Here is a 19,980-nt window from a genome sequence, read left to right as displayed (position 1 = left end):
GCCCCCCGCGTACCCGCCGAACGTTCGTCGTTCGAGGAGACACCCCGGAGGGGCCCCGGACCACCACCCACCAGGGCAGGCGACCGTGCCACCAGGGGCCAGACACACCCATCAAGCCCGTCCGGCGATTGAGGACAAAACCCCCGCCCCGGACCGGGGCACCGCACCACGCAACGCCCCGCCGCCTACCCCACCCGCTTCCCCGCCCGCCACACCAGGAACACCGCCGAGGCCACCGCAGCCGCCCGCACCACCACCGGCCACACCCCGGTCAGCGCATCCCCCATCCCGTCCTCCGGAATCGGCTCGCCCCAGCGCCCGTCCATCCGTCCCCACAGCCAGACCAGGCCGCCGGCCACGGCCGCTCCGGGCAGCCCCATCGCGGCCAGCTTCGCCTCCGTGCGGGAGAGCGTGCGCGAGCTGTACGCGATCAGCCAGCCGCCCGCGAGTGCCAGCAGGGATCCCGTCACCGCACCGGTGACCAGCAACCCGGCGGCGAGCAGCAGCAGCGGGTGGGCGAACCGGAACCCCGCACTCTCCCGTGGCGCACGCCGTCGGATCCGCGGCCGCCGGCGCCTCCGCGCACCCTCGCTCCCGCCGTCCTCAGCGGAACCGTTCCCGTCCTCCTCCGCCTCGCCCTCGGCAGCCGCTTCCGGTTCCTCCGCGGGCGTCGGCGGTTTCAGAAGGTCCGGGATCTCCACCCCACCGGTGAACCCCGGCACCCGCACCCCGTCCCCGAACGGCCCCGGCTCGATACGCCACCAGTCGGGTTCGCTCCCGGACGCTCCGAGCTCATCCGTCCCCGCCATGTGCGGCGGCAACGGCCCATCCCCCCTCGAAGCAGCAGAAGCCGCAGAGGCCCCAGAACCCTCAGGCGCTTCACGCGCCCCCGGGTCGCCCTCCGACGCGCCCTTGCGCAAACTCTCTTTCCGGAAGGTCCCTCTCCGCGGCCGTGGAATCCCCTGCGGCTCCGGATCGCCCCGTTTCCCGTCCTTCGTCGCCTCCGGCAGCATCACGGTCCCGTCCCCCGACCTCGCCGCCGCGGCCACCAGTTCGTCCGGTGTGCCGAGCTTCCCGATGATGCGCCGCACCGCCGCCGGCGTGTCCGTGCCTTGGCTTCCGCGCTGCCGGTCGATCTCGGTGCGCAGCGTCGCCACGAGCCTCATCCGGGCGCCCGAGGACAGCTGTTGCTGCTGGGCCAGGTCTCCGACCCGGCTCAGATAGTCGTAGACGAGCTGGTCGCTCTCGATCCCCACGCGATGGTTCCCCTCCGGCCGCCCTGCACCGACGGTAGCGCCCTCGGGCCTGTCCGGAGCGACTACCGTGGGACGGATGGGGATGACCACACCACCGCGGACGCTCGCCGAAGCGCTGCGCGCCCGGGACGACGAGTCGTTGGCCGGGCTGCTGCGTGCCCGTCCCGACCTCCTGTCTCCCGTGCCGAACGACATCACCCAGCTGGCGACGAGAGCCGGCACCCGTGCCTCTGTCGTGCGCGCGCTGGAGCACCTCGACCGGTTCGCCCTGCAGACCGCGGAGGCGCTCGCGGTCGCACCCGACCCGGCCTCGTACGACACGCTTCTCGCCCTCCTCACGGGCGACGGCCAGGACGACGGCACGCAGCGCGACGACGCGGGTGCGACGATCCGGGACGCGGCGCCCGGAGCCCTCGCGACCCTGCGCGAACAGGCCCTGGTCTGGGGCGAGGACGACCGGCTGCGGCTGGTCCGTACCGCGCGCGAACTTCTCGCACCGTCCCCGCAGCACCCCTCCCCCACCGGTCTCGGGCCGACCGTCGCCGAGGCCACGGCCGGCATGTCGCCGGGCCGGCTGCAGGAGATCCTGGCGGCGGCCGGGCTGCCCGCCACGCACGACCCGGTCTCGGCCGTGACCGCGCTGGCCGCGCTGTTCACCGACCGGACCAGGATGGGCGAGTTGCTGGACACCGCGCCGATGGAGGCGCTCGCCGTGCTGGACCGGCTGGTGTGGGGTCCGCCGTACGGGGAAGTGACCCCGAACCCGACCCCGCCCGTGAAGTGGCTGCGCGACCGTGGGCTGTTGCTGCCCGTGTCGACGCGCACCGTCGTCCTGCCGCGCGAGGCGGCGCTGCATCTGCGGGCCGGGCGCGCCCACCGCGTACCGGAGCCGCTGCCGCCCGCCGTCGCGGCGGCCGCGACCCGTGATCCCCAGGCTGTGGACAGTGCGGCCGCAGGCCAGGCGTACCTGGCGGTGTCCACCGTCGAGGAACTTCTGACGAGCTGGAACGCCGGCGGCCCCGCCATGCTCCGGGCCGGCGGCCTCAGCGTCCGCGAGCTGAAGCGGACCGCGTCCGTCCTCGACGTGTCGGAGCCGATCGCCGCGTTCTGGCTCGAACTCGCCTACGCGGCCGGACTGCTGGCCTCCGACGGCGAGGCCGACGAGCGGTACGCGCCGACGCCCGCATACGACGACTGGACCGAACTCCCCGCCCAGGAGCGCTGGGTGCGTCTCGCGACCGCCTGGCTCGCCGCCACTCGCACCGCCGGTCTCGTCGGCGGCCAGGACGCCAAGGGCCGGGCCCTGTCCGCGCTCGGCCCCGAACTGGACCGCTCGGCCGCTCCCGAGGTACGCCACCGCATCCTGGCCCTGCTCGCCTCCCTGGACCCCGGCACCGCACCGGACCCGGAGACGCTGCTCGCCCGGCTCCGCTGGGAACGGCCGCTGCGCGGCTCCTCCGCCTCCGCCGGGGACACCACCGACCTCCGGTCCCGGATCGCCCTGTGGACACTGAACGAGTCCGAACTCCTCGGCATCACCGGCCGCGGCGCACTCTCCTCCCAGTCCCGCGCCCTGCTCGAATCCGGGCCGGCCGAGGCGGCCGCGCTGCTCGCCCCGCTCATCCCGGAGTCTCTCGACCACGTCCTGCTGCAGGCCGACCTGACGGCCGTCGCGCCGGGCCCGCTGGAGCGCCCCCTCGCGGACACGCTGTCCGTCCTCGCCGACATCGAGTCGAAGGGCGGCGCGACCGTCTACCGGTTCACGCCCGGCTCCGTACGCCGCGCGCTGGACGCCGGGCAGTCCGCGGCCGATCTGCACGCGTTCCTCGCCGCGCACAGCCGCACCCCGGTCCCGCAGCCGCTCAGCTACCTCATCGACGACGTCGCCCGCCGCCACGGCCATCTGCGGATCGGTGCCGCGTCCGCGTACGTACGCTGCGACGACGAGGCCGTGCTGGGCGAGATCCTCGCCGACAAACGCTCGGCCACCCTGCGCCTGCGCCGCCTCGCCCCGACGGCGCTGGCCGCCCAGATCGACCCGGCGTCCCTGCTCGAAGGGCTGCGCGAGATGGGGTACGCGCCCGCCGCCGAGTCCGCCGAGGGCGATGTCCTGATCACCCGCGCGGGCACCCGCCGCACCCCTCCCCGTACACCCCCCGTGCCGGTCCCCGAGGGCCCGCCGCTCCCCGACGGAACGCTGCTGGGCGCGGCGGTACGGGCGATCCGCGCCGGGGACACGGCCGCCACCGTCGTCCGCAAGGACGCCTCCCAGGCCCCCGCGGCCCCGGCCGGTTCACTGCCTCGTACGACCTCTGCCGAGACTCTCGCGACCGTCCAGGCGGCGGCCATGACGGGCTCGGCGATCTGGATCGGCTACGTCAATGCGGACGGCGCGGCCAGCCAGCGCGTCATCGCTCCGGTGCGGGTCGAGGGCGGCTTCGTGACGGCGTACGACCACACGGCGGACGAGATCCGCACGTACCCGCTGCACCGGGTGACGGGCGTCGCGGAACTGGCCGACTCCGAAGACGCCTGACAGCTCTGAGCTCAGTCCAGCGAGACGAGCCACCGCCACCGCGGCTGCTCGGTGACCACGGCGGTCGCCGCGAGCAGCGTCACCGGAACGGCCGCCCACACCGGCCACAGCAGCCACGACGAGACGACAGCAGCACCCAGCTCGGCCAGCACCATCAGGATCGTGGCCCAGCCCGGCACGGCGACGAGCACACTGTTCTTGTCGCCCGGGGTGGACAGAACGGCCGGCAGGCCGATCAGCACCACCAGCGACAGGGCGGCAAGCAGCCATGAGTGGCCGGCCAACACCCAGGGGGTGGCGACCCAGGCGACGAGTTCGGTGGAGAAGCGCAGCGCGGACGGTATGCGGTCGTCCGGACGCGCGGGAGCGGTTCGTTCCGGGGGTGTGTCCCCGGCAGCGGCATCAGTCACGCACGGACCATGCCACGTCCCCCGCCCGCGCGGCGGGCGGATGGCCGAACGTCCCACCGGCCGACACCGACGCACCACCTGCCCCGCATGCGGCACACTGGACGTTTGGCCGCACGGGCGGCCACCCCCCGTAGAAAGGGCCGAGACGCGTGACCGGACCCCTCATCGTCCAGAGCGACAAGACACTGCTCCTGGAAGTCGACCACGAGCAGGCCGACGCCTGCCGTCGTGCGATCGCCCCGTTCGCGGAGCTGGAGCGTGCACCCGAGCACATCCACACCTACCGGCTGACGCCGCTCGGACTGTGGAACGCGCGCGCCGCCGGGCACGACGCCGAGCAGGTCGTCGACGCCCTCGTGCAGTACTCCCGCTACCCGGTGCCGCACGCGCTGCTCGTCGACATCGCCGAGACGATGGCCCGGTACGGCCGCCTCACGCTCTCCAAGAACCCCGTCCACGGGTTGGTGCTGACCTCCACCGACCGACCGGTGCTGGAGGAGATCCTCCGGTCGAAGAAGGTCCAGCCGCTGGTCGGGGCGCGGATCGACCCGGACACCGTGGCGGTGCACCCGTCCGAGCGCGGGCAGATCAAGCAGACGCTGCTGAAGCTGGGCTGGCCCGCAGAAGACCTCGCCGGGTACGTGGACGGCGAGGCCCACCCGATCGAGCTGGCCGAGGACGGCTGGGCACTGCGTCCGTACCAGAAGCAGGCCGTCCAAGGGTTCTGGCACGGCGGCTCCGGAGTGGTCGTACTGCCGTGTGGTGCGGGGAAGACGCTGGTCGGGGCCGGTGCGATGGCGGAGGCCAAGGCGACCACGCTGATTCTGGTGACGAACACCGTCTCGGCCCGGCAGTGGAAGCACGAGCTGGTGAAGCGGACCTCGCTGACCGAGGACGAGATCGGCGAGTACAGCGGTACGCGCAAGGAGATCCGGCCGGTCACCATCGCCACCTACCAGGTGCTGACGACCCGTCGCAAGGGCATCTACCCGCACCTGGAGCTGTTCGACTCCCGCGACTGGGGTCTGGTGATCTACGACGAGGTGCATCTGCTGCCCGCGCCCGTCTTCAAGTTCACCGCCGACCTGCAGGCGCGTCGGCGGCTCGGTCTCACCGCGACGCTGGTGCGCGAGGACGGACGCGAGTCGGACGTCTTCTCGCTGATCGGCCCCAAGAGGTTCGACGCGCCGTGGAAGGAGATCGAGGCGCAGGGCTACATCGCGCCCGCCGACTGTGTCGAGGTGCGAGTCAATCTGACGGACTCGGAGCGGCTGGCGTACGCGACCGCCGAGGCGGAGGAGAAGTACCGGTTCTGCGCGACGACCGCGACGAAGCGGAAGGTGACGGAGGCGCTGGTGCGCAGGCACCGGGGCGAGCAGACTCTCGTCATCGGGCAGTACATCGACCAGCTCGACGAGCTGGGTGAGCATCTGGGCGCCCCGGTCATCAAGGGCGAGACCAGCAACGCGCAGCGCGAGAAGCTCTTCGACGCGTTCCGTGAGGGCGAGCTCAACGTCCTTGTCGTGTCGAAGGTCGCGAACTTCTCGATCGACCTGCCGGAGGCGACCGTCGCCATTCAGGTGTCGGGCACGTTCGGCTCGCGGCAGGAGGAGGCGCAGCGACTCGGCCGGGTGCTGCGGCCGAAGGCGGACGGGCACGAGGCCCGGTTCTACTCGGTGGTCGCCCGCGACACGATCGACCAGGACTTCGCGGCGCACCGCCAGCGGTTCCTGGCCGAGCAGGGGTACGCGTACCGGATCGTGGACGCGGACGAACTGCTGACGGAGAACTGAACCGAGCGGTCCCGCCCGGTCAGCCTCCGAGGGTCAGGAGCAGGAAAAGCCCGGTGACCATCGTCAGGCCCGGCAGCACCGCGACGGCCGCCGCCCACCGGCGGGCGGCGGCCCAGCGGGGTCGCCACGGCAGCGCCCACGCGGTGACCAGGGCGACGGGCGTGACGAACGGCGACGCGTAGAGCCCGTAGCCCATGAGGCCCAGTGGGACCGTGATGTCCGACGAGCAGTTGTCGGGGCCGCAGCTGTCCGTGGCCATCACGGCGAAGCCCAGGGTGAGCACGCCGATGAAGGTGAGGATCGCGGCCAGCACCGTGGCGATCGTGGGGGCGACCCAGGCGGTGGTGCTCTGCGCGACGGGGGCCGGAGGCATCACCCGAGGCAGCAGAGGTGCGCCGACGGCCGGCGCGGTGGCGGTCGGGGCTGCGAAGGCGTTGCAGCGGCTGTTCTCCATGCGGCCACTCAACCGCGGGACGGGGACCCGCCACCTCCGGTCGGCTACTCATACCGCGGCAGTCGCGCGTACTCAGGGGCCGTGCGGTACTCAGTGTTCGCGGCGTACTCGGTGGTCGTGCTGTTCCCGGTGGTCGCGGCGGAGGACGCCGGCCTCCTCCGCGTACTCGCCGAGGACGGCCACGTCGAACGCGGCGCGGGCGAAGACCTTGACGGCGCGCACGGCATCGCCGATGTGGTGGGTGGGCGGGTGACCGGTGGACGCGGTCGCGCCGTGCGCGGGGCCGGTCCCGTGTGGGTTCAGACTGACGGTGCTCATGCAGTCCATGGTCCTGCGCCCGTTCCGCAAAGGCATCGGCTCGCGGACGGAATCCCGGTGGGCTTCGCATGGGTCTCCGGTCGGATGCCGTCCCCTACGGGGTGATCCGGGGGGTGGAGGAGGGGCGGGCCCGGCGGCCCAATTCATTCGACCCCACCGGTCGCGGTCGATACAATCGCCGGTCTGCCCGCCTCCCGCACCGTGGTACCGGCTCTTCGCCGGCAGCCGGGGGAGCGCCGCCGACCGGACGGAAACCGGCCGACAGCCGCACGCGCACCAGCGTGCGCACCCCGTGATCGATCCCTAGCGGACCGCATCGTCCCCGGCACGTGACCGGGTGCGAGCTGCGGTCCGCTGTCCTGCGTCGAAAAGCCGGAGGCAACACCGTGCCCGCGCACGAACACGAAGCCGTCACGACCACCACCGATGCGCTGGCTCGCGAGCGCGCCCATCTCGCCGCGTCCCGCGCCGCGCTGCGAGCCATGCGCGAGGACGCCCAGGCCCTCGACATCCGCGATGTCACCGCGAACTGGGTGAACGCCGCCGTCCTGCAGGCCCAGATCGACGAACGCATCAAGGCCCTCGCCGATCTGTCGCACACCCCGCTCTTCTTCGGCCGCCTGGACTATCTGCACCGGGTCGGTGCGGATCGGGCCGAGGGCGCGGAGGGAGAACAGTTCTACATCGGACGCCGCCACGTCCACGACGCCGACGGCGACCCGATGGTCATCGACTGGCGTGCGCCCGTCTCGCAGCCGTTCTACCGGGCTTCGAGGAAGGACCCGCAGGACGTCGGGCAGCGGCGCCGTTTCGGCTACACCGGTGGCGAACTGACCGCGTACGAGGACGAGCACCTCACCGACCCCACTGAGGCCGCGCAGACCAGCAAGCTGCTCCAGGCGGAGATCGAGCGGCCGCGCGTGGGTCCGATGCGCGACATCGTGGCGACGATCCAGCCGGAGCAGGACGAGATCGTCCGTAGCGGGCTGGGCGGGACGGTCTGCGTCCAGGGAGGCCCCGGTACGGGTAAGACCGCCGTCGGTCTGCACCGTGTCGCCTATCTGCTGTACGCGCACCGTGAGCGTCTCGCCCGCACCGGCACGCTGGTGATCGGGCCGAACCGGTCGTTCCTCCACTACATCGAGCAGGTGCTCCCGGCCCTCGGTGAGCTGGAGGTGAAGCAGGCGACCGTCGACGATCTGGTGGCGGCGCACGTCGAGGTGCGGGGATCGGACGCGGCGGAGGCGGCCGTCGTCAAGGGTGACGCCCGGATGGCCGAGGTGCTGCGGCGGGCGATCCGTTCGCATGTGACGGTGCCGACGGAGCCGGTGATGGTGGTGCGCGGTTCGCGGCGGTGGCGGGTGCCCGCGTACGAACTGGAGGAGATGGTCACCGAGTTGCTGGCCCGCGACATGCGGTACGGCGCGGCGCACGAGGCGCTCCCGCAGCGGATCGCGCACGCCGTCCTCGTCCGGATGGAGGAGGCCGGCGAGGCGCCCGACGACCGGGTGCAGAACGCGGTGGCCCGTACTCCGGCGGTCAAGGCGGCCGTGAAGGCGATCTGGCCCGCGGTCGATCCGACGAAGCTGGTGCTGCGACTGCTCTCCGACCCGGATTTCCTGGCCGCGCACGCGGACGGACTGCTCACCGAGGACGAGCAGAAGACGATCCTGTGGACGAAGCCGGCCCGCAGCGTGAAATCGGCGAAGTGGTCGGCGGCGGACGCGGTGCTGATCGACGAGGCGAGCGATCTGGTGGCCCGTACGCACTCGCTCGGCCATGTCGTCCTCGACGAGGCGCAGGACCTGTCGCCGATGCAGTACCGGGCGGTGGGGCGGCGGTGCACGACGGGTTCGGCGACGGTGCTCGGCGACCTGGCGCAGGGGACGACGCCGTGGTCGACGGAGAGCTGGGCGCAGGCGCTGCACCACCTGGGCAAGGAGGACGCCGTGGTGGAGGAGCTGACGGCGGGCTTCCGTGTCCCGCGGGAGGTCATCGCGTACGCGTCACGGCTGCTGCCGGTCATCTCGCCGGGTCTCGCGGCGGTGGAGTCGGTGCGTGAGTCGCCGGGTTCGCTGACGGTACGGGAGGTGCCCGACGTGGCCGGACTGGACGCGGCGGTGCTCGCGGCCTGCGAGGAGTCGCTGGCGCAGGAGGGATCGATCGGGCTGATCGCGGCGGACGCGCGGATCCCGGTGCTGGCGGAGGCGCTGACGGCGGCGGGTCACGCGTATCTGTCGCCGGGCGAGGAGACGACGGCCGAGTCGCGGTTGACGCTGGTCCCGGCGTCGCTGGCGAAGGGCCTGGAGTACGACTACGTGGTGCTGGACGAGCCGGCGGCGGTGGTCGACGGCGAGCCGGACGAACGCACGGGTCTGCGCCGGCTGTACGTGGCGCTGACCCGTGCGGTGTCGGGGCTGACGGTGGTGCATGCGACGGGGCTGCCGGAGGCGCTCGGGGGCTGAGCGACGGTGACCGGGGACGTCCGGTGGCCGCTTTGTCGTCGATCTCCCCCATGGCCGCAAGGGCATGGGGGAGGTTGCCGACGGAACCGGTCACCCCGGTGAGCCGCCTACCCGTCGAGCCGCGCCCGCCACTCCCGTACCGCCGTCGCGTCCACCGGCGCCGCCCAGCCCTTCGGGCGGGCCGCACCCCCGATGTGCACCGCGTCGATGCCCGCGACCAGCAGCTGGGGCAGGTGTTCGAGCCGGAGTCCGCCTCCCACCAGGATCTGCGGCTCGTACCCGGGCTCACCCTTGTGGGCCGCCTCGGCGAGCAGCGTCGGGATGCCGTCGTCGACGCCGCGCGCCGATCCCGCCGTGAGGTACGTGTCGAGGCCCGGCAGATCTGCCAGCTGTTTGCGCAGGGTGTCCCGGTCGGTGGCGCGGTCGATCGCGCGGTGGAACGTCCAGCGGCAGCCGTCCAGCTCGGCGACGAGCCGTTCGACGGCGACGAGGTCCGCGTGGCCCGCCGCGTCCAGGAAGCCGAGGACGAATTCATCAGCACCCTCGGCCCGCAGCTCGCGCGCCTTGCGTACGAGAACATCGATGTCACCGGCCGCGAATCCGTCCGCCACCCTGAGCATCACACGCAGCGGAATGTCGACCGCGGCACGGATCTCCGCGAAGGTCGCACAGGACGGGGTCAGGCCGTCCGACGCCATGTCGGTGACCAGCTCCAGCCGGTCTGCACCACCCGCCTGGGCAGCGACCGCGTCCTCCGCGTCGAGAGCGATCACCTCCAGGACTGCACGGTTGCTCATGGGACCCCATTCCTCCAGTAAGCAGCTACAGGTCTAGTCCAATGGCCAGCCTACGGGTCAGTCGCGCCAAGACGAAGCCTCGGTGCGAACGCGAAGATACGCGAAGTCGGAGCGGTACCCGGCAATCGGACGCACATGATCCATCTCTCGATCCCGGATCCACCCTTGCGTTTCATAGGGGTGGGGGGTATACATGGATCAGGATTAGATACCCCCTAGGGGTATGCAGCATCCGTCTACGTCCGGGAGGAAACCGTGTCCGCGCCCACCGCCGCAACCGGCACCGACACCACCGCAGAGGTCGAACTCGCCATCGGCGGCATGACCTGCGCATCGTGCGCGGCCCGCATCGAGAAGAAGCTGAACCGGATGGACGGCGTCACCGCCACCGTCAACTACGCCACGGAGAAGGCCAAGGTCAGCTACCGGGGCGAGGACATCTCCGTACAGGACCTGATCGCCACGGTCGAGAAGACCGGCTACACCGCACAGGAGCCCGCACCTCCGGTAACTGCCGGGGAAGGCACACCGTCGGAAGCCGAAGCGGAGGCCGATGAGCTCCGTCCGCTGCGGCAGCGGCTGCTCACCGCCGTGGCGCTCGCCGTCCCCGTGATCGCGATGGCGATGATCCCGGCGCTCCAGTTCGACTACTGGCAGTGGCTGTCGCTGACCCTGGCGGCCCCGGTCGTCACGTATGCCGCCTGGCCGTTCCACCGCGCCGCCTGGACCAATGCCCGGCACGGTGCGGCGACGATGGACACGCTGATCTCGCTCGGTACGTCGGCCGCGTTCCTCTGGTCGTTGTGGGCGCTGTTCTTCGGCACGGCGGGGATGACGGGCATGACGCACCCCTTCGAGCTGACCATCGGCCGCAGCGACGGCGCCGGGAACATCTATCTGGAGGCGGCGGCCGGAGTCACCGCGTTCATCCTGGCCGGGCGCTTCTTCGAGGCCCGTTCCAAGCGGAAGGCGGGCGCCGCGCTCAAGGCGCTGCTGGAGCTGGGCGCCAAGGAGGTCACCGTGGTGCGGGGCGGCCGTGAGGTGACCGTCCCGACCGCGGAACTGCAGGTCGGGGACCGGTTCCTGGTCCGCCCCGGCGAGAAGATCGCCACCGACGGCACGGTCGTCGAGGGCGCCTCGGCGGTGGACGCTTCGATGCTCACCGGCGAGTCCGTGCCGGTCGAGGTCGGGGTCGGGGACTCCGTCACCGGTGCCACGCTCAACGCGGGCGGCCGGCTCGTCGTCGAGGCGACACGGGTCGGCGCCGACACCCAACTGTCCCGGATGGCGAAGCTCGTCGAGGACGCACAGAACGGCAAGGCGGCGGCGCAGCGACTGGCCGACCGGATCTCCGCGGTCTTCGTGCCCGTGGTCATCGCGCTCGCGCTCGGCACGCTGGGGTTCTGGCTGGGCAACGGGGCGGGTCTGACGGCCGCGTTCACGGCCGCCGTCGCCGTACTGATCATCGCCTGCCCGTGCGCGCTGGGCCTCGCCACTCCGACCGCCCTCATGGTGGGGACCGGACGCGGCGCACAGCTCGGCATCCTGATCAAGGGCCCGGAAGTTCTGGAGACCACGCGTCGCGTCGACACGATCGTCCTGGACAAGACCGGCACGGTCACCACCGGCCGGATGACGCTGCTGGACGTGCACACGGCGGACGGTACGGACGAGCGCGATGTGCTGCGGCTCGCGGGCGCCCTGGAGCACTCATCGGAACACCCCATCGCCCAGGCCGTCGCTGCCGGAGCCGCCGAGCGCACCGGCGCCGCCCTGCCCACCCCCGAGGACTTCGCCAACATCGCGGGGCTCGGCGTGCAGGGTGTCGTCGAGGGGCACGCCGTCCTCGTCGGCCGTGAGCAGCTGCTCGCCGAGTGGGAGATCCACCTGCCGGTGGAGCTGGCCCGGCAGAAGGCCGCGGCGGAGGCCGCCGGCCGGACGGCCATCGCGGTCGCCTGGGACGGCGAGGCACGGGCGGTCCTCGAGGTCGCCGACGCGGTGAAGGACACCAGTGCGGAGGCCATTCGGCGGCTGCGGGCCCTGGGGCTGACCCCGATCCTGCTCACCGGTGACAACCGGGCGGTGGCCGAGGCGGTCGCGGCCGAGGTCGGGATCGAGAAGGTGTACGCGGAGGTCATGCCGGAGGACAAGGTCGACGTCGTCAAGGAACTCCAGTCCCAGGGCCGTTCGGTCGCCATGGTCGGTGACGGCGTCAACGACGCGGCCGCTCTCGCCCAGGCCGATCTGGGCCTGGCGATGGGTACGGGTACGGACGCCGCGATCGAGGCCGGCGACCTGACGCTGGTACGCGGGGATCTGCGGGCCGCGGCGGACGCCATCCGCCTCTCCCGCAGGACGCTGGGCACCATCCGTACGAACCTGTTCTGGGCCTTCGCCTACAACGTGGCCGCCCTGCCGCTCGCCGCGGCCGGACTGCTCAACCCGATGATCGCGGGCGCCGCGATGGCGTTCTCGTCGGTCTTCGTGGTCGGCAACTCGCTGCGGCTGCGCGGGTTCAGGGCGGCGGCGTAGGAAGCCGCCCACCCCGACGGGGGCAGGCCCTCAGCCCGCGCTCACGAACCGCACCCGGGTTCCCGGCACCGCCTGTGCCGCCCCCGCGAGTGCGGTCTCGTGCACGACGCCGACGACCGGGTAGCCCCCGGTCGTCGGATGGTCGTTGAGGAACACCACCGGGCGGCCGTCCGGCGGCACCTGAACGGCGCCGAGCACCATCCCCTCGCTGGGCAGTTCGCCCTCGTGGGTGCGCGCCAGGGCCGGGCCCTCCGTGCGCAGGCCGATCCGGTTGCTCTGCGGCGAGACCCGGTACGTGGCCGTGGTGAGCGTGCGCAGCGCCTCATCCGTGAACCAGGTGTGGCGGGGACCGAGGCGTACGGGGAGTACGAGTTCGGCGGGCGCACCCGGCCAGGGCACGGCGTCGGAGGCCGCGGGCCTCGACGGCCCGTGTCCCAGCGGCAGTACGTCCCCGTCACGCAGGGGGGCCGGGCCGAGCCCGGAGAGCAGGTCCGCGGACCTGCTGCCCAGCACCGGTTCCGGCAACAGGCCGCCCCCGAACGCCAGATAGCTGCGCAGCCCCTGCACCGCGGGGCCGGCGTCCAGCACCGCGCCCGCCGGTACGTGCACGGGAGTCCCCCAGGCCACGGGCCGCCCGTCGACCGTGACCCGGCAGGGCGCACCGCCGACGACGACGACCGCGGGCCGGTCCGGGCGGACCGCGCAGCCGGTGGCGGTCGTCTCCAGCAGTGCCGCGTCCGCGGGGTTTCCGGCCAGCCGGTTGGCGAGGCGGCGGGAGGGGGCGTCCAGGGCCCCGGCGCGCGGCACCCCGAGGTGCGCCCAGCCGATACGGCCCGCGTCCTGAACGGTGGTCAGGGCTCCGGCCCTGACCACCTCGATGGCACCGGTCATGGCCGCACCTCCGTCGCGACGAACCGCACCCGCGCCCCGGGGCTCAGCAGGGCGGCCGGTTCGCGGGCCGGGTTCCACAGTTCGCCCGGCTCGGGCATCCGCCCGATGATCTGCCAGCCGCCGGGCGACGGGCGCGGGTACACCCCGGTGTACGCCCCCGCGAGGGCCAGCGCACCGGCCGGCACCCTGGTGCGCGGCGTCGCACGGCGTGGCGTGTGCCGGTGCTCGGGGAGACCGGTGAGGTAGCCGAAGCCGGGGGCGAACCCGCAGAAGGCCACGCGGAATTCGGTCCCGGCGTGGATGCGGGGCACGTCGGCAGCGGTGACGCCCCAGGCCGCCGCGACGTCGGCGAGGTCCGGGCCGTCGTAGACGACGGGGATCTCGACGGCTTCCCCGGTGTCACGCCGCAGCGGCGGTATCCGCCAGGAGACGAGTTCCCGGGCGAGCCGCGCGCTGCCGTCCGGGGTGCGGTCCGCGATGCCGTCGAGCAGCACGGTCCGGGCACCGGGAACGATCTCGCGTACGGCGGGCAGCTCGCCGCGTGCACGACGCCGCAGCAGCTCGGCGTGGAAGGCCTCGGCGTGCTCACCGGAGGACAACTCGACGAGCAGTGCCCCGGCCCCGGCGGGAAGAACGCGGATGCCGTCCGGAGCGCTCGCGTCGGGGGACGTATGCGCGTCGCGCGACTGCCCTGCGGGGGCGCCCCGTTCGGCCGTGACCGCACGAGCGGCGCCGGCACCCGCGCCCACGCTCATGCGAAAGCCCGCACGGCCACGCCCGCTTCTTCGAGCGCCGCTCTGACCCTGCGCGCCAGCGCCGCCGCGCCCGGGGTGTCGCCGTGGACGCACAGCGAGCGTGCGGCGACCGGTATCCGGCTGCCGTCCGCGCCGGTGACGCCCCGGCCCACCGCCATCCCGACACTGCGGCGTACCACTTCGTCCTCGTCGTGCACCACGGCGCCGGGCTCGCTCCGCGGGACCAGCGTGCCCTGCGGGGTGTACGCGCGGTCGGCGAAGGCCTCCTCGACGGCGGGGAGACCCGCGGCCCCGGCGTGGGCGAGCAGGCGCGAACCGGGGAGCCCGAGGACCGCCAGGTCCCCGCCGGCCAGCCGGACGCCCTCGACCACGGCCGCGGCCTGATCGTCGTCCCAGACGGCGCGGTTGTAGAGGGCGCCGTGCGGTTTGACGTACGCGACCGTGGAGCCGGCCGCTTCGGCGAAGACCCGCAGGGCGCCGATCTGGTAGGCGATCTCGGCGGTGAGCTCGGCGGGTGGCACATCCATGGAGCGACGCCCGAAGCCGGCCAGGTCGCGGTAGGCGACCTGGGCGCCGATCCGTACGCCCCTGGCGGCCGCGGTGTCGCAGACCCGCCGCATCACGGAGGCGTCGCCCGCGTGGAAGCCGCAGGCCACATTGGCGCTGGTGACGCAGTCGAGCAGCGCGTCGTCATCGGTGAGGGTCCAGTGCCCGAACCCTTCGCCGAGATCCGCGTTGAGATCCATCGGGTTCGTCGGACTCGCCGGGTTCGTCAGATCCATCACGAGCGCACGCTAGCGATTGTTCAACAATCTGACAAGACCCGGCTCGGGGAGCGGGATGCCGGTACGGTTCACTGGGCACAGAGTGCGCACCTGACGACGCGCACGGCAACAGGCAGGGGACGGGGCATGGCGGGGACTGCGGGCGGCCGGACTTCTCCGGATCTCTCGGAACTGGCGGCGGACAGCGCCTCCCTGGCCCGGTCCGGCACCGCCGAGCGGGTCGCCGCCGTCCTGCGGGACCGGATCACCGAAGGCTACTTCCCGCCGGGCACCCGACTCTCCGAGGAGAGCATCAGCGGCGCCCTCGCCGTGTCCCGGAACACCCTGCGCGAGGCGTTCCGCCTGCTGTCGCACGAGCGCCTCCTGGAACACCGCCTCAACAAGGGTGTCTTCGTCCGCGTCCTGGCCGTCGAGGACCTGGTGGACATCTACCGGGTCCGGCTGCTCGTCGAGTGCGCCGCCCTGCGGACGCTGGGCGAACCGCCGTACGACCTGACGGCCGTCGAAGCCGCCGTGTCGACGGGCGAGCAGGCGGCACTGGCGGACGACTGGCCCGTCTGCTCGACCGCCAACATCCGCTTCCATCAGGCCCTGGCCGGTCTCGCGAACAGTCCCCGCACGGACGAGCTGATGCGCAACGTCCTCGCCGAACTGCGGCTGGCCTTCCATGTGATGGCCGACCCGCGCCGCTTCCACGAGCCCTACCTCACCCGGAACAGGGAGATCGCGGACAGGCTCGCCGAGGGCGACGCGGCGGGCGCCGAGCGGATGCTGGCCTTCTACCTGGAGGACTCGCGGCGCCAGCTGGCGGAGGCGTACGCGGAGCGCCTGACCACGCGATAGTCCTGCCCGGGCTGCCCGCCTCGCGGGTACCCCGCTCCGCACGGCCCCGCGCTTCGCACCGCGCCGGCCCGTGCGAAGCATCGGATGTTCCACAATCCTCGCCATCCACCGAACCCCATCCCTCACCCCACGCGCCGGACCTCCCTCCAGCCATAACCGCACATCACGGGCATTTCGCGTCAGCCATTGCCCGGATCGGACGAACCGCGCACCGCCTGCCCGGGCACACCACGCCCCCACCACGCACATTTCGATCCATGTAGCCCACACCCTTGTGGGTTTGTTGAACAATCGCTTAATGTCTCGCGCACTACCCCGTCTGATCAGGACCGAGCAGGCCTGCCTGCACGTCCATGCGCGGAAGAAGGCCGACGCGTGATCGTTCTCCTCGGCGTGCTCGTGGTGATCCTCGGATTCGCCACCCGCCGCAATCCCCTCCTCGTAGTGGGTGTCGCAGGCATCGTCACAGGGCTGCTCGGCAAGCTCTCCCCGCAGGAGGTGCTGGCCACATTCGGGAACAGCTTCGCCTCCTCGCGCTCCGTGACCGTCTTCGTCATCACCCTGCCCGTCATCGGGCTTCTGGAGCGGTACGGACTCCAGGAGCAGGCCCGTACTCTCATCGGCAAACTGGGCAGGCTGACCACCGGCCGCTTCCTGGCGCTCTACCTGCTGATCCGTCAGCTCACCGCCTCCGTCGGCCTCACCAGCATCGGCGGCCCCGCGCAGAGTGTGCGGCCGCTGATCGCCCCGATGGCCGAGGCCGCGGCCGAGGCCAAGGCGGGCCGTCCGCTGCCGCAGAAGCTGCGCGAGAAGGTCCGCTCGCACGCGTCCGGCGCCGACACCATCGGCGTGTTCTTCGGTGAGGACTGCTTCATCGCCATCGGATCGATCCTGCTGATCACCGGCTTCGTGAACTCCACGTACGACCAGCACCTCGAACCCTTGCATCTGGCTCTGTGGGCGATCCCCTCCGCGATCTGCGCCTTCCTGATCCACGGGGCCCGCCTGCTCAACCTGGACCGGCAGCTGGAGCGCGAACTCGCCGTCGCCGCCGCCGAGAACGACATGACGGCACACGCCGGGCTCCGGACGGAGGACGCCAAGTGATCAAGTCCGAGTACTTCTTCTGGCTGGTCGGCGCGGTGTTCCTCGTCATGGCCGCGCAGATGGTCAGGGACCGCACCAACCCCAAGCGCTTCGGCTCGGCCGGCTTCTGGGGACTGCTGGGCGCCGCGTTCTTCTACTCCTCCGGAGTCGTCGACAAGTCCCTCCCCGCCGAACCTCTGGGCGTCGCCGTCCTGATCCTGATCGTCCTGGGCGGCTGCGGTCTCACCGGCAAGGGCGCATCACACACTCCTTCCCGCGAGAAGCGCGCAGCCTCGGCCGCCCGCCTCGGCAACAAGCTGTTCCTTCCGGCCCTCACCGTCCCCGTCGTCGCGATGATCTGTGCGACGCTCGCGAAGAACTGGAAGATCGGTGGCGAACCGGTCCTCGAACCGGGGTACGAGACCATCCTCGGCCTCGGCGTCGGCGCCATCGCCGCGCTGATCGTGGGCATGGTGCTGCTGCGCGAGCGGAGGCTCTCCGTACCACTGCACTCCGGTCGCAACATGCTCGAATCGATGGGCTGGGCGCTGATCCTGCCTCAGCTGCTCGCGGTCCTCGGCTCGATCTTCCAGTCCGCCGGCGTCGGCGAGCAGGTCGGAAGGATCAGCGAGGCGGTGCTGCCGGACGGCCAGAAGTTCGTGGCCGTGGCCGTCTACTGCTGCGGCATGGCGCTGTTCACCATCGTCATGGGCAATGCCTTCGCCGCGTTCCCGGTGATGACCGCCGCGATCGGCTGGCCCGTCCTCATCGAGCAGATGAACGGCAACGCGCCCGCGATCCTCGCGATCGGCATGCTCTGCGGCTTCTGCGGCACCCTCGTCACCCCGATGGCCGCCAACTTCAACCTGGTTCCCGCCGCTCTGCTCGAACTCAAGGACCAGTACGGACCGATCAAGGCCCAGATCCCCACGGCGGCGGCCCTGCTGGTCTGCAACGTTGCGATCATGGCCCTCTTCGCCTTCTGACCCGGGCCGCCCCGACCCGCGCCACCCCTGCCCCGCCCCGAGCCGCCCCTTGACCCGAGCCGCTCACCCACCCCTCTGGAGTGACCCCGATGCCCCCCGCGCTCCCTGCCGCGTACGCCGTCCCCTTCGCGGAACTGGCCCTCGCCAATGTCGTACGCGAATACCCCAACGCCCCGGCCCATCTGTACGCCGGCCCCGAGGAACTGGTCGCGCCCCGCACCCTGCACCCCGCCTTCTACGGGGGGTACGACTGGCACTCCACCGTGCACATGCACTGGCTGCTCGTCCGCCTGCTGCGCCGCTTCTCCGCCACCGGCGACCTCCCGGCCACGGTCACCACCCGTGTCCACGAGGTGCTGAACTCCCACCTCACCCCGGAGAACCTCGCCGTCGAGGCGGCGTATCTCCGCAACCGTCCGCACTTCGAACGCCCCTACGGCTGGGCGTGGTTGGTGGCGCTGGCGGCGGAAAGCCGTGCGCTCGCCACCCCCGAGGGAGACCGCTGGGCCGACGCCCTCGCCCCAGCCGTGGAGACGGTCGGCGAACTCCTCACCGTCTGGCTGCCCAAGGCGACCTACCCGATCCGGCACGGGATCCACCCCAACAGCGCCTTCGGCCTGGGCATGGTTCTGGACGCGGGCGAGCGCGCCGGGCTGTCCCGCCCGGTCCTCGACGCGGTGACGGACCGGCTGCGCACCTGGTTCGCCGAGGACCACGACGCCCCCGCCCACTGGGAGCCGTCCGGGCAGGACTTCCTCTCCCCCGCCCTGACCGAGGCGGACGCGATGCGCCGGGTGCTCCCCGTCGCCGAGTTCCGGACCTGGCTGGCCGGGTTCCTGCCGGGGCTGACGGACTCTCCGCTGCTCACCCCGCCCGTGATCTCCGACCACGCGGACCCGCAGATCGGTCACCTCCTGGGCCTCACCCTGAGCCGGGCAGCGGCCCTCCGTACGATCGGCGACGCGCTGGGCGAGGGCCCCGCCCACGCCGCTCTGACCGCTTCGGCCGAGGCTCATCTCGCCGTCGGCCTGCCCTCGGTCTCCTCCGGTGACTTCAGCACGGACCACTGGCTGGCCACCTTCGCCGCACTGGCCCTGGACACCCCGCCCGGCCACTGACCGGTCCGGCGGATTCGGGAACCGTCCCTTGAACTGACAGACGGGTTTCTCCGGTGAGCGCGGGACCACTTCAGCATCCGATGTGCCGTGCTTGCGGAGGTTGATTTCCCGGGCGCCCGGCGATCTCGGGGTGACAGGATCGGGTCATGCCTGTCGATCCGCTGCTGATCCGTGCTCGTGGTCTGTGGGAGACGTTGGCCGCCGTCCCGGTGTCGTTCGCGCCCTCCGGTGGTTTGACCGTGGTCACTTCGCCCGGCTCAGGTCTGTGCCCACCGTCATGGGCCGGCATCGTGATGCTGGGCGACGCGGCCATCGCCACTGTGCCCACCGGGGGTGCTGCACAGGTGGTGCGCCGTGTGCTGGCTGCGGTGCCGGCCGGTTCGCTCACTCGGCCCGAAGCGGTCACGGCCGTACTGCCCGTGACCGAGCTACTCGGTCCGGCCACGCTGGCCTACGTCGCGAGGGACGGCTTCCGGCCCGCGCCGGCCCATCACGCCGTCGAGCAGCTCGCGCCTGGGCATCGCGGCCTTCGTGAGTTGGTGCGGTCGGCGGGACCGGAGGACGCGGACGAGAGCGGTTTGGAAGAGATCACCTCTCCGGCGTTCGTCGTGCGCGAGGGAACGGACGTGGTGGCCGCGGCGGGATACCGCGCCTGGCCGGTCGCGACCGCGCATGTCTGTGTGCTGACCGACCCGCAGTGGCGAGGCCGCCGACTGGCCCGGCAGACGGCTTCCGCAGCGGTGGCGCACGCACTCGCCGCAGGTCTGCTGCCCCAGTGGCGGGCCCGGCCTCCCGCCTCCCGCCAGGTCGCGCGGGCGCTCGGCTTCCGGGAACTCGGGAGCCAACTCAGCGTCCTCCTGGATCCGGACGGACCCACCGGAAGTGCTTGAGCCGGTTGCCGGTGCCCGCGCCCAAGGGCTGGCCCGCCCGCTGCTCGCCGTGGACGACGGGGGGA

General features: G+C 72.2%; 17 protein-coding genes. 9 read left to right on the top strand and 8 right to left on the bottom strand.

Translation table 11 applies throughout. From position 1 onward, the window contains the following. Window positions 1-185: 185 nt before the first annotated feature. Window positions 186-1,256: a hypothetical protein gene (locus ACFU8W_RS40300; RefSeq protein ID WP_384048725.1), complete on the bottom strand. Its 1,071-nt coding sequence runs from the start codon at window positions 1,254-1,256 to the stop codon at window positions 186-188. A gap of 76 nt (window positions 1,257-1,332) precedes the next feature. On the opposite strand from ACFU8W_RS40300, the gene ACFU8W_RS40295 reads away from it, so the two are divergent. Continuing rightward, window positions 1,333-3,792 (top strand): helicase-associated domain-containing protein, encoded by a 2,460-nt coding sequence (locus tag ACFU8W_RS40295; RefSeq protein ID WP_384048722.1) that lies wholly within the window; start codon window positions 1,333-1,335, stop codon window positions 3,790-3,792. An 11-nt stretch (window positions 3,793-3,803) separates the two neighbouring features. Here the strand turns inward: ACFU8W_RS40295 and ACFU8W_RS40290 are convergent, their stop codons facing one another. Then, window positions 3,804-4,202, bottom strand: coding sequence for a hypothetical protein (locus ACFU8W_RS40290; protein ID WP_384048719.1), 399 nt, complete (start codon window positions 4,200-4,202; stop codon window positions 3,804-3,806). A gap of 149 nt (window positions 4,203-4,351) precedes the next feature. Here ACFU8W_RS40290 and ACFU8W_RS40285 point away from each other — a divergent pair, with 149 nt between their 5' ends. Further along, the gene (locus ACFU8W_RS40285; RefSeq protein ID WP_384048715.1) at window positions 4,352-5,995 is read left to right on the top strand and encodes a DNA repair helicase XPB; all 1,644 of its coding nucleotides are present in this window, start codon (window positions 4,352-4,354) and stop codon (window positions 5,993-5,995) included. A gap of 19 nt (window positions 5,996-6,014) precedes the next feature. On the opposite strand, the gene ACFU8W_RS40280 is transcribed toward ACFU8W_RS40285, so the two are convergent. Together ACFU8W_RS40280 and ACFU8W_RS40275 are read right to left on the bottom strand one after the other, a co-directional pair. Next, complete coding sequence (locus tag ACFU8W_RS40280) at window positions 6,015-6,449, bottom strand: hypothetical protein (protein ID WP_384048712.1); 435 nt, start codon at window positions 6,447-6,449, stop codon at window positions 6,015-6,017. A gap of 90 nt (window positions 6,450-6,539) precedes the next feature. Continuing rightward, window positions 6,540-6,767: a hypothetical protein gene (locus ACFU8W_RS40275; RefSeq protein ID WP_384048709.1), complete on the bottom strand. Its 228-nt coding sequence runs from the start codon at window positions 6,765-6,767 to the stop codon at window positions 6,540-6,542. A 386-nt stretch (window positions 6,768-7,153) separates the two neighbouring features. On the opposite strand from ACFU8W_RS40275, the gene ACFU8W_RS40270 reads away from it, so the two are divergent. Continuing rightward, window positions 7,154-9,232 (top strand): HelD family protein, encoded by a 2,079-nt coding sequence (locus ACFU8W_RS40270; protein ID WP_384048706.1) that lies wholly within the window; start codon window positions 7,154-7,156, stop codon window positions 9,230-9,232. 107 nt (window positions 9,233-9,339) lie between these two features. Here ACFU8W_RS40270 and ACFU8W_RS40265 read toward each other — a convergent pair whose 3' ends face one another. Next, window positions 9,340-10,029 carry a copper homeostasis protein CutC gene (locus ACFU8W_RS40265; RefSeq protein WP_384048703.1) on the bottom strand — a complete coding sequence of 230 codons (690 nt, stop codon included), beginning with the start codon at window positions 10,027-10,029 and terminating at the stop codon, window positions 9,340-9,342. Between the two features lie 255 nt (window positions 10,030-10,284). Between ACFU8W_RS40265 and ACFU8W_RS40260 the strand changes: the two genes are divergently transcribed. Next, complete coding sequence (locus ACFU8W_RS40260; protein ID WP_384048700.1) at window positions 10,285-12,561, top strand: heavy metal translocating P-type ATPase; 2,277 nt, start codon at window positions 10,285-10,287, stop codon at window positions 12,559-12,561. 30 nt (window positions 12,562-12,591) lie between these two features. Here the strand turns inward: ACFU8W_RS40260 and ACFU8W_RS40255 are convergent, their stop codons facing one another. Genes ACFU8W_RS40255 through ACFU8W_RS40245 form a run of 3 tightly spaced genes read right to left on the bottom strand, consistent with a single transcriptional unit; the run spans window position 12,592 to window position 14,953 of the window. Beyond that, the gene (locus ACFU8W_RS40255) at window positions 12,592-13,452 is read right to left on the bottom strand and encodes a biotin-dependent carboxyltransferase family protein (RefSeq protein WP_384048696.1); all 861 of its coding nucleotides are present in this window, start codon (window positions 13,450-13,452) and stop codon (window positions 12,592-12,594) included. Next, entirely contained in the window at window positions 13,449-14,207 is a 759-nt protein-coding gene (locus ACFU8W_RS40250) for an allophanate hydrolase subunit 1 (RefSeq protein WP_384048693.1), read from the bottom strand. Before ACFU8W_RS40250 ends, ACFU8W_RS40255 begins: the two co-directional genes overlap by 4 nt. Further along, on the bottom strand, window positions 14,204-14,953 hold the full coding sequence (locus ACFU8W_RS40245; RefSeq protein WP_345512513.1) for a 5-oxoprolinase subunit PxpA: 750 nt from the start codon (window positions 14,951-14,953) through the stop codon (window positions 14,204-14,206). Before ACFU8W_RS40245 ends, ACFU8W_RS40250 begins: the two co-directional genes overlap by 4 nt. 165 nt (window positions 14,954-15,118) lie before the next feature. Between ACFU8W_RS40245 and ACFU8W_RS40240 the strand changes: the two genes are divergently transcribed. From ACFU8W_RS40240 to ACFU8W_RS40220, 5 genes are all read left to right on the top strand, one after another. Then, window positions 15,119-15,835, top strand: a complete 717-nt coding sequence (locus ACFU8W_RS40240; protein ID WP_345512256.1) for a GntR family transcriptional regulator — start codon at window positions 15,119-15,121, stop codon at window positions 15,833-15,835. Window positions 15,836-16,210: 375 nt separating this feature from the next. After that, window positions 16,211-16,942 carry a DUF969 domain-containing protein gene (locus ACFU8W_RS40235; protein WP_345512257.1) on the top strand — a complete coding sequence of 244 codons (732 nt, stop codon included), beginning with the start codon at window positions 16,211-16,213 and terminating at the stop codon, window positions 16,940-16,942. Further along, window positions 16,939-17,907: a DUF979 domain-containing protein gene (locus ACFU8W_RS40230; RefSeq protein ID WP_384048690.1), complete on the top strand. Its 969-nt coding sequence runs from the start codon at window positions 16,939-16,941 to the stop codon at window positions 17,905-17,907. Before ACFU8W_RS40235 ends, ACFU8W_RS40230 begins: the two co-directional genes overlap by 4 nt. 89 nt (window positions 17,908-17,996) lie before the next feature. After that, entirely contained in the window at window positions 17,997-19,025 is a 1,029-nt protein-coding gene (locus ACFU8W_RS40225; RefSeq protein WP_384048687.1) for a DUF2891 domain-containing protein, read from the top strand. Between the two features lie 146 nt (window positions 19,026-19,171). Then, complete coding sequence (locus tag ACFU8W_RS40220) at window positions 19,172-19,915, top strand: GNAT family N-acetyltransferase (protein ID WP_384048684.1); 744 nt, start codon at window positions 19,172-19,174, stop codon at window positions 19,913-19,915. Window positions 19,916-19,980 lie beyond the last annotated feature (65 nt).

The sequence above is a fragment of the Streptomyces sp. NPDC057565 genome (genome assembly GCF_042801455.1).
GTDB classification, from domain to species: domain Bacteria; phylum Actinomycetota; class Actinomycetes; order Streptomycetales; family Streptomycetaceae; genus Streptomyces; species Streptomyces yanii.
Note: the sequence above shows the minus strand (reverse complement) of the source record. Positions and strands in the feature narration are given on the sequence as shown.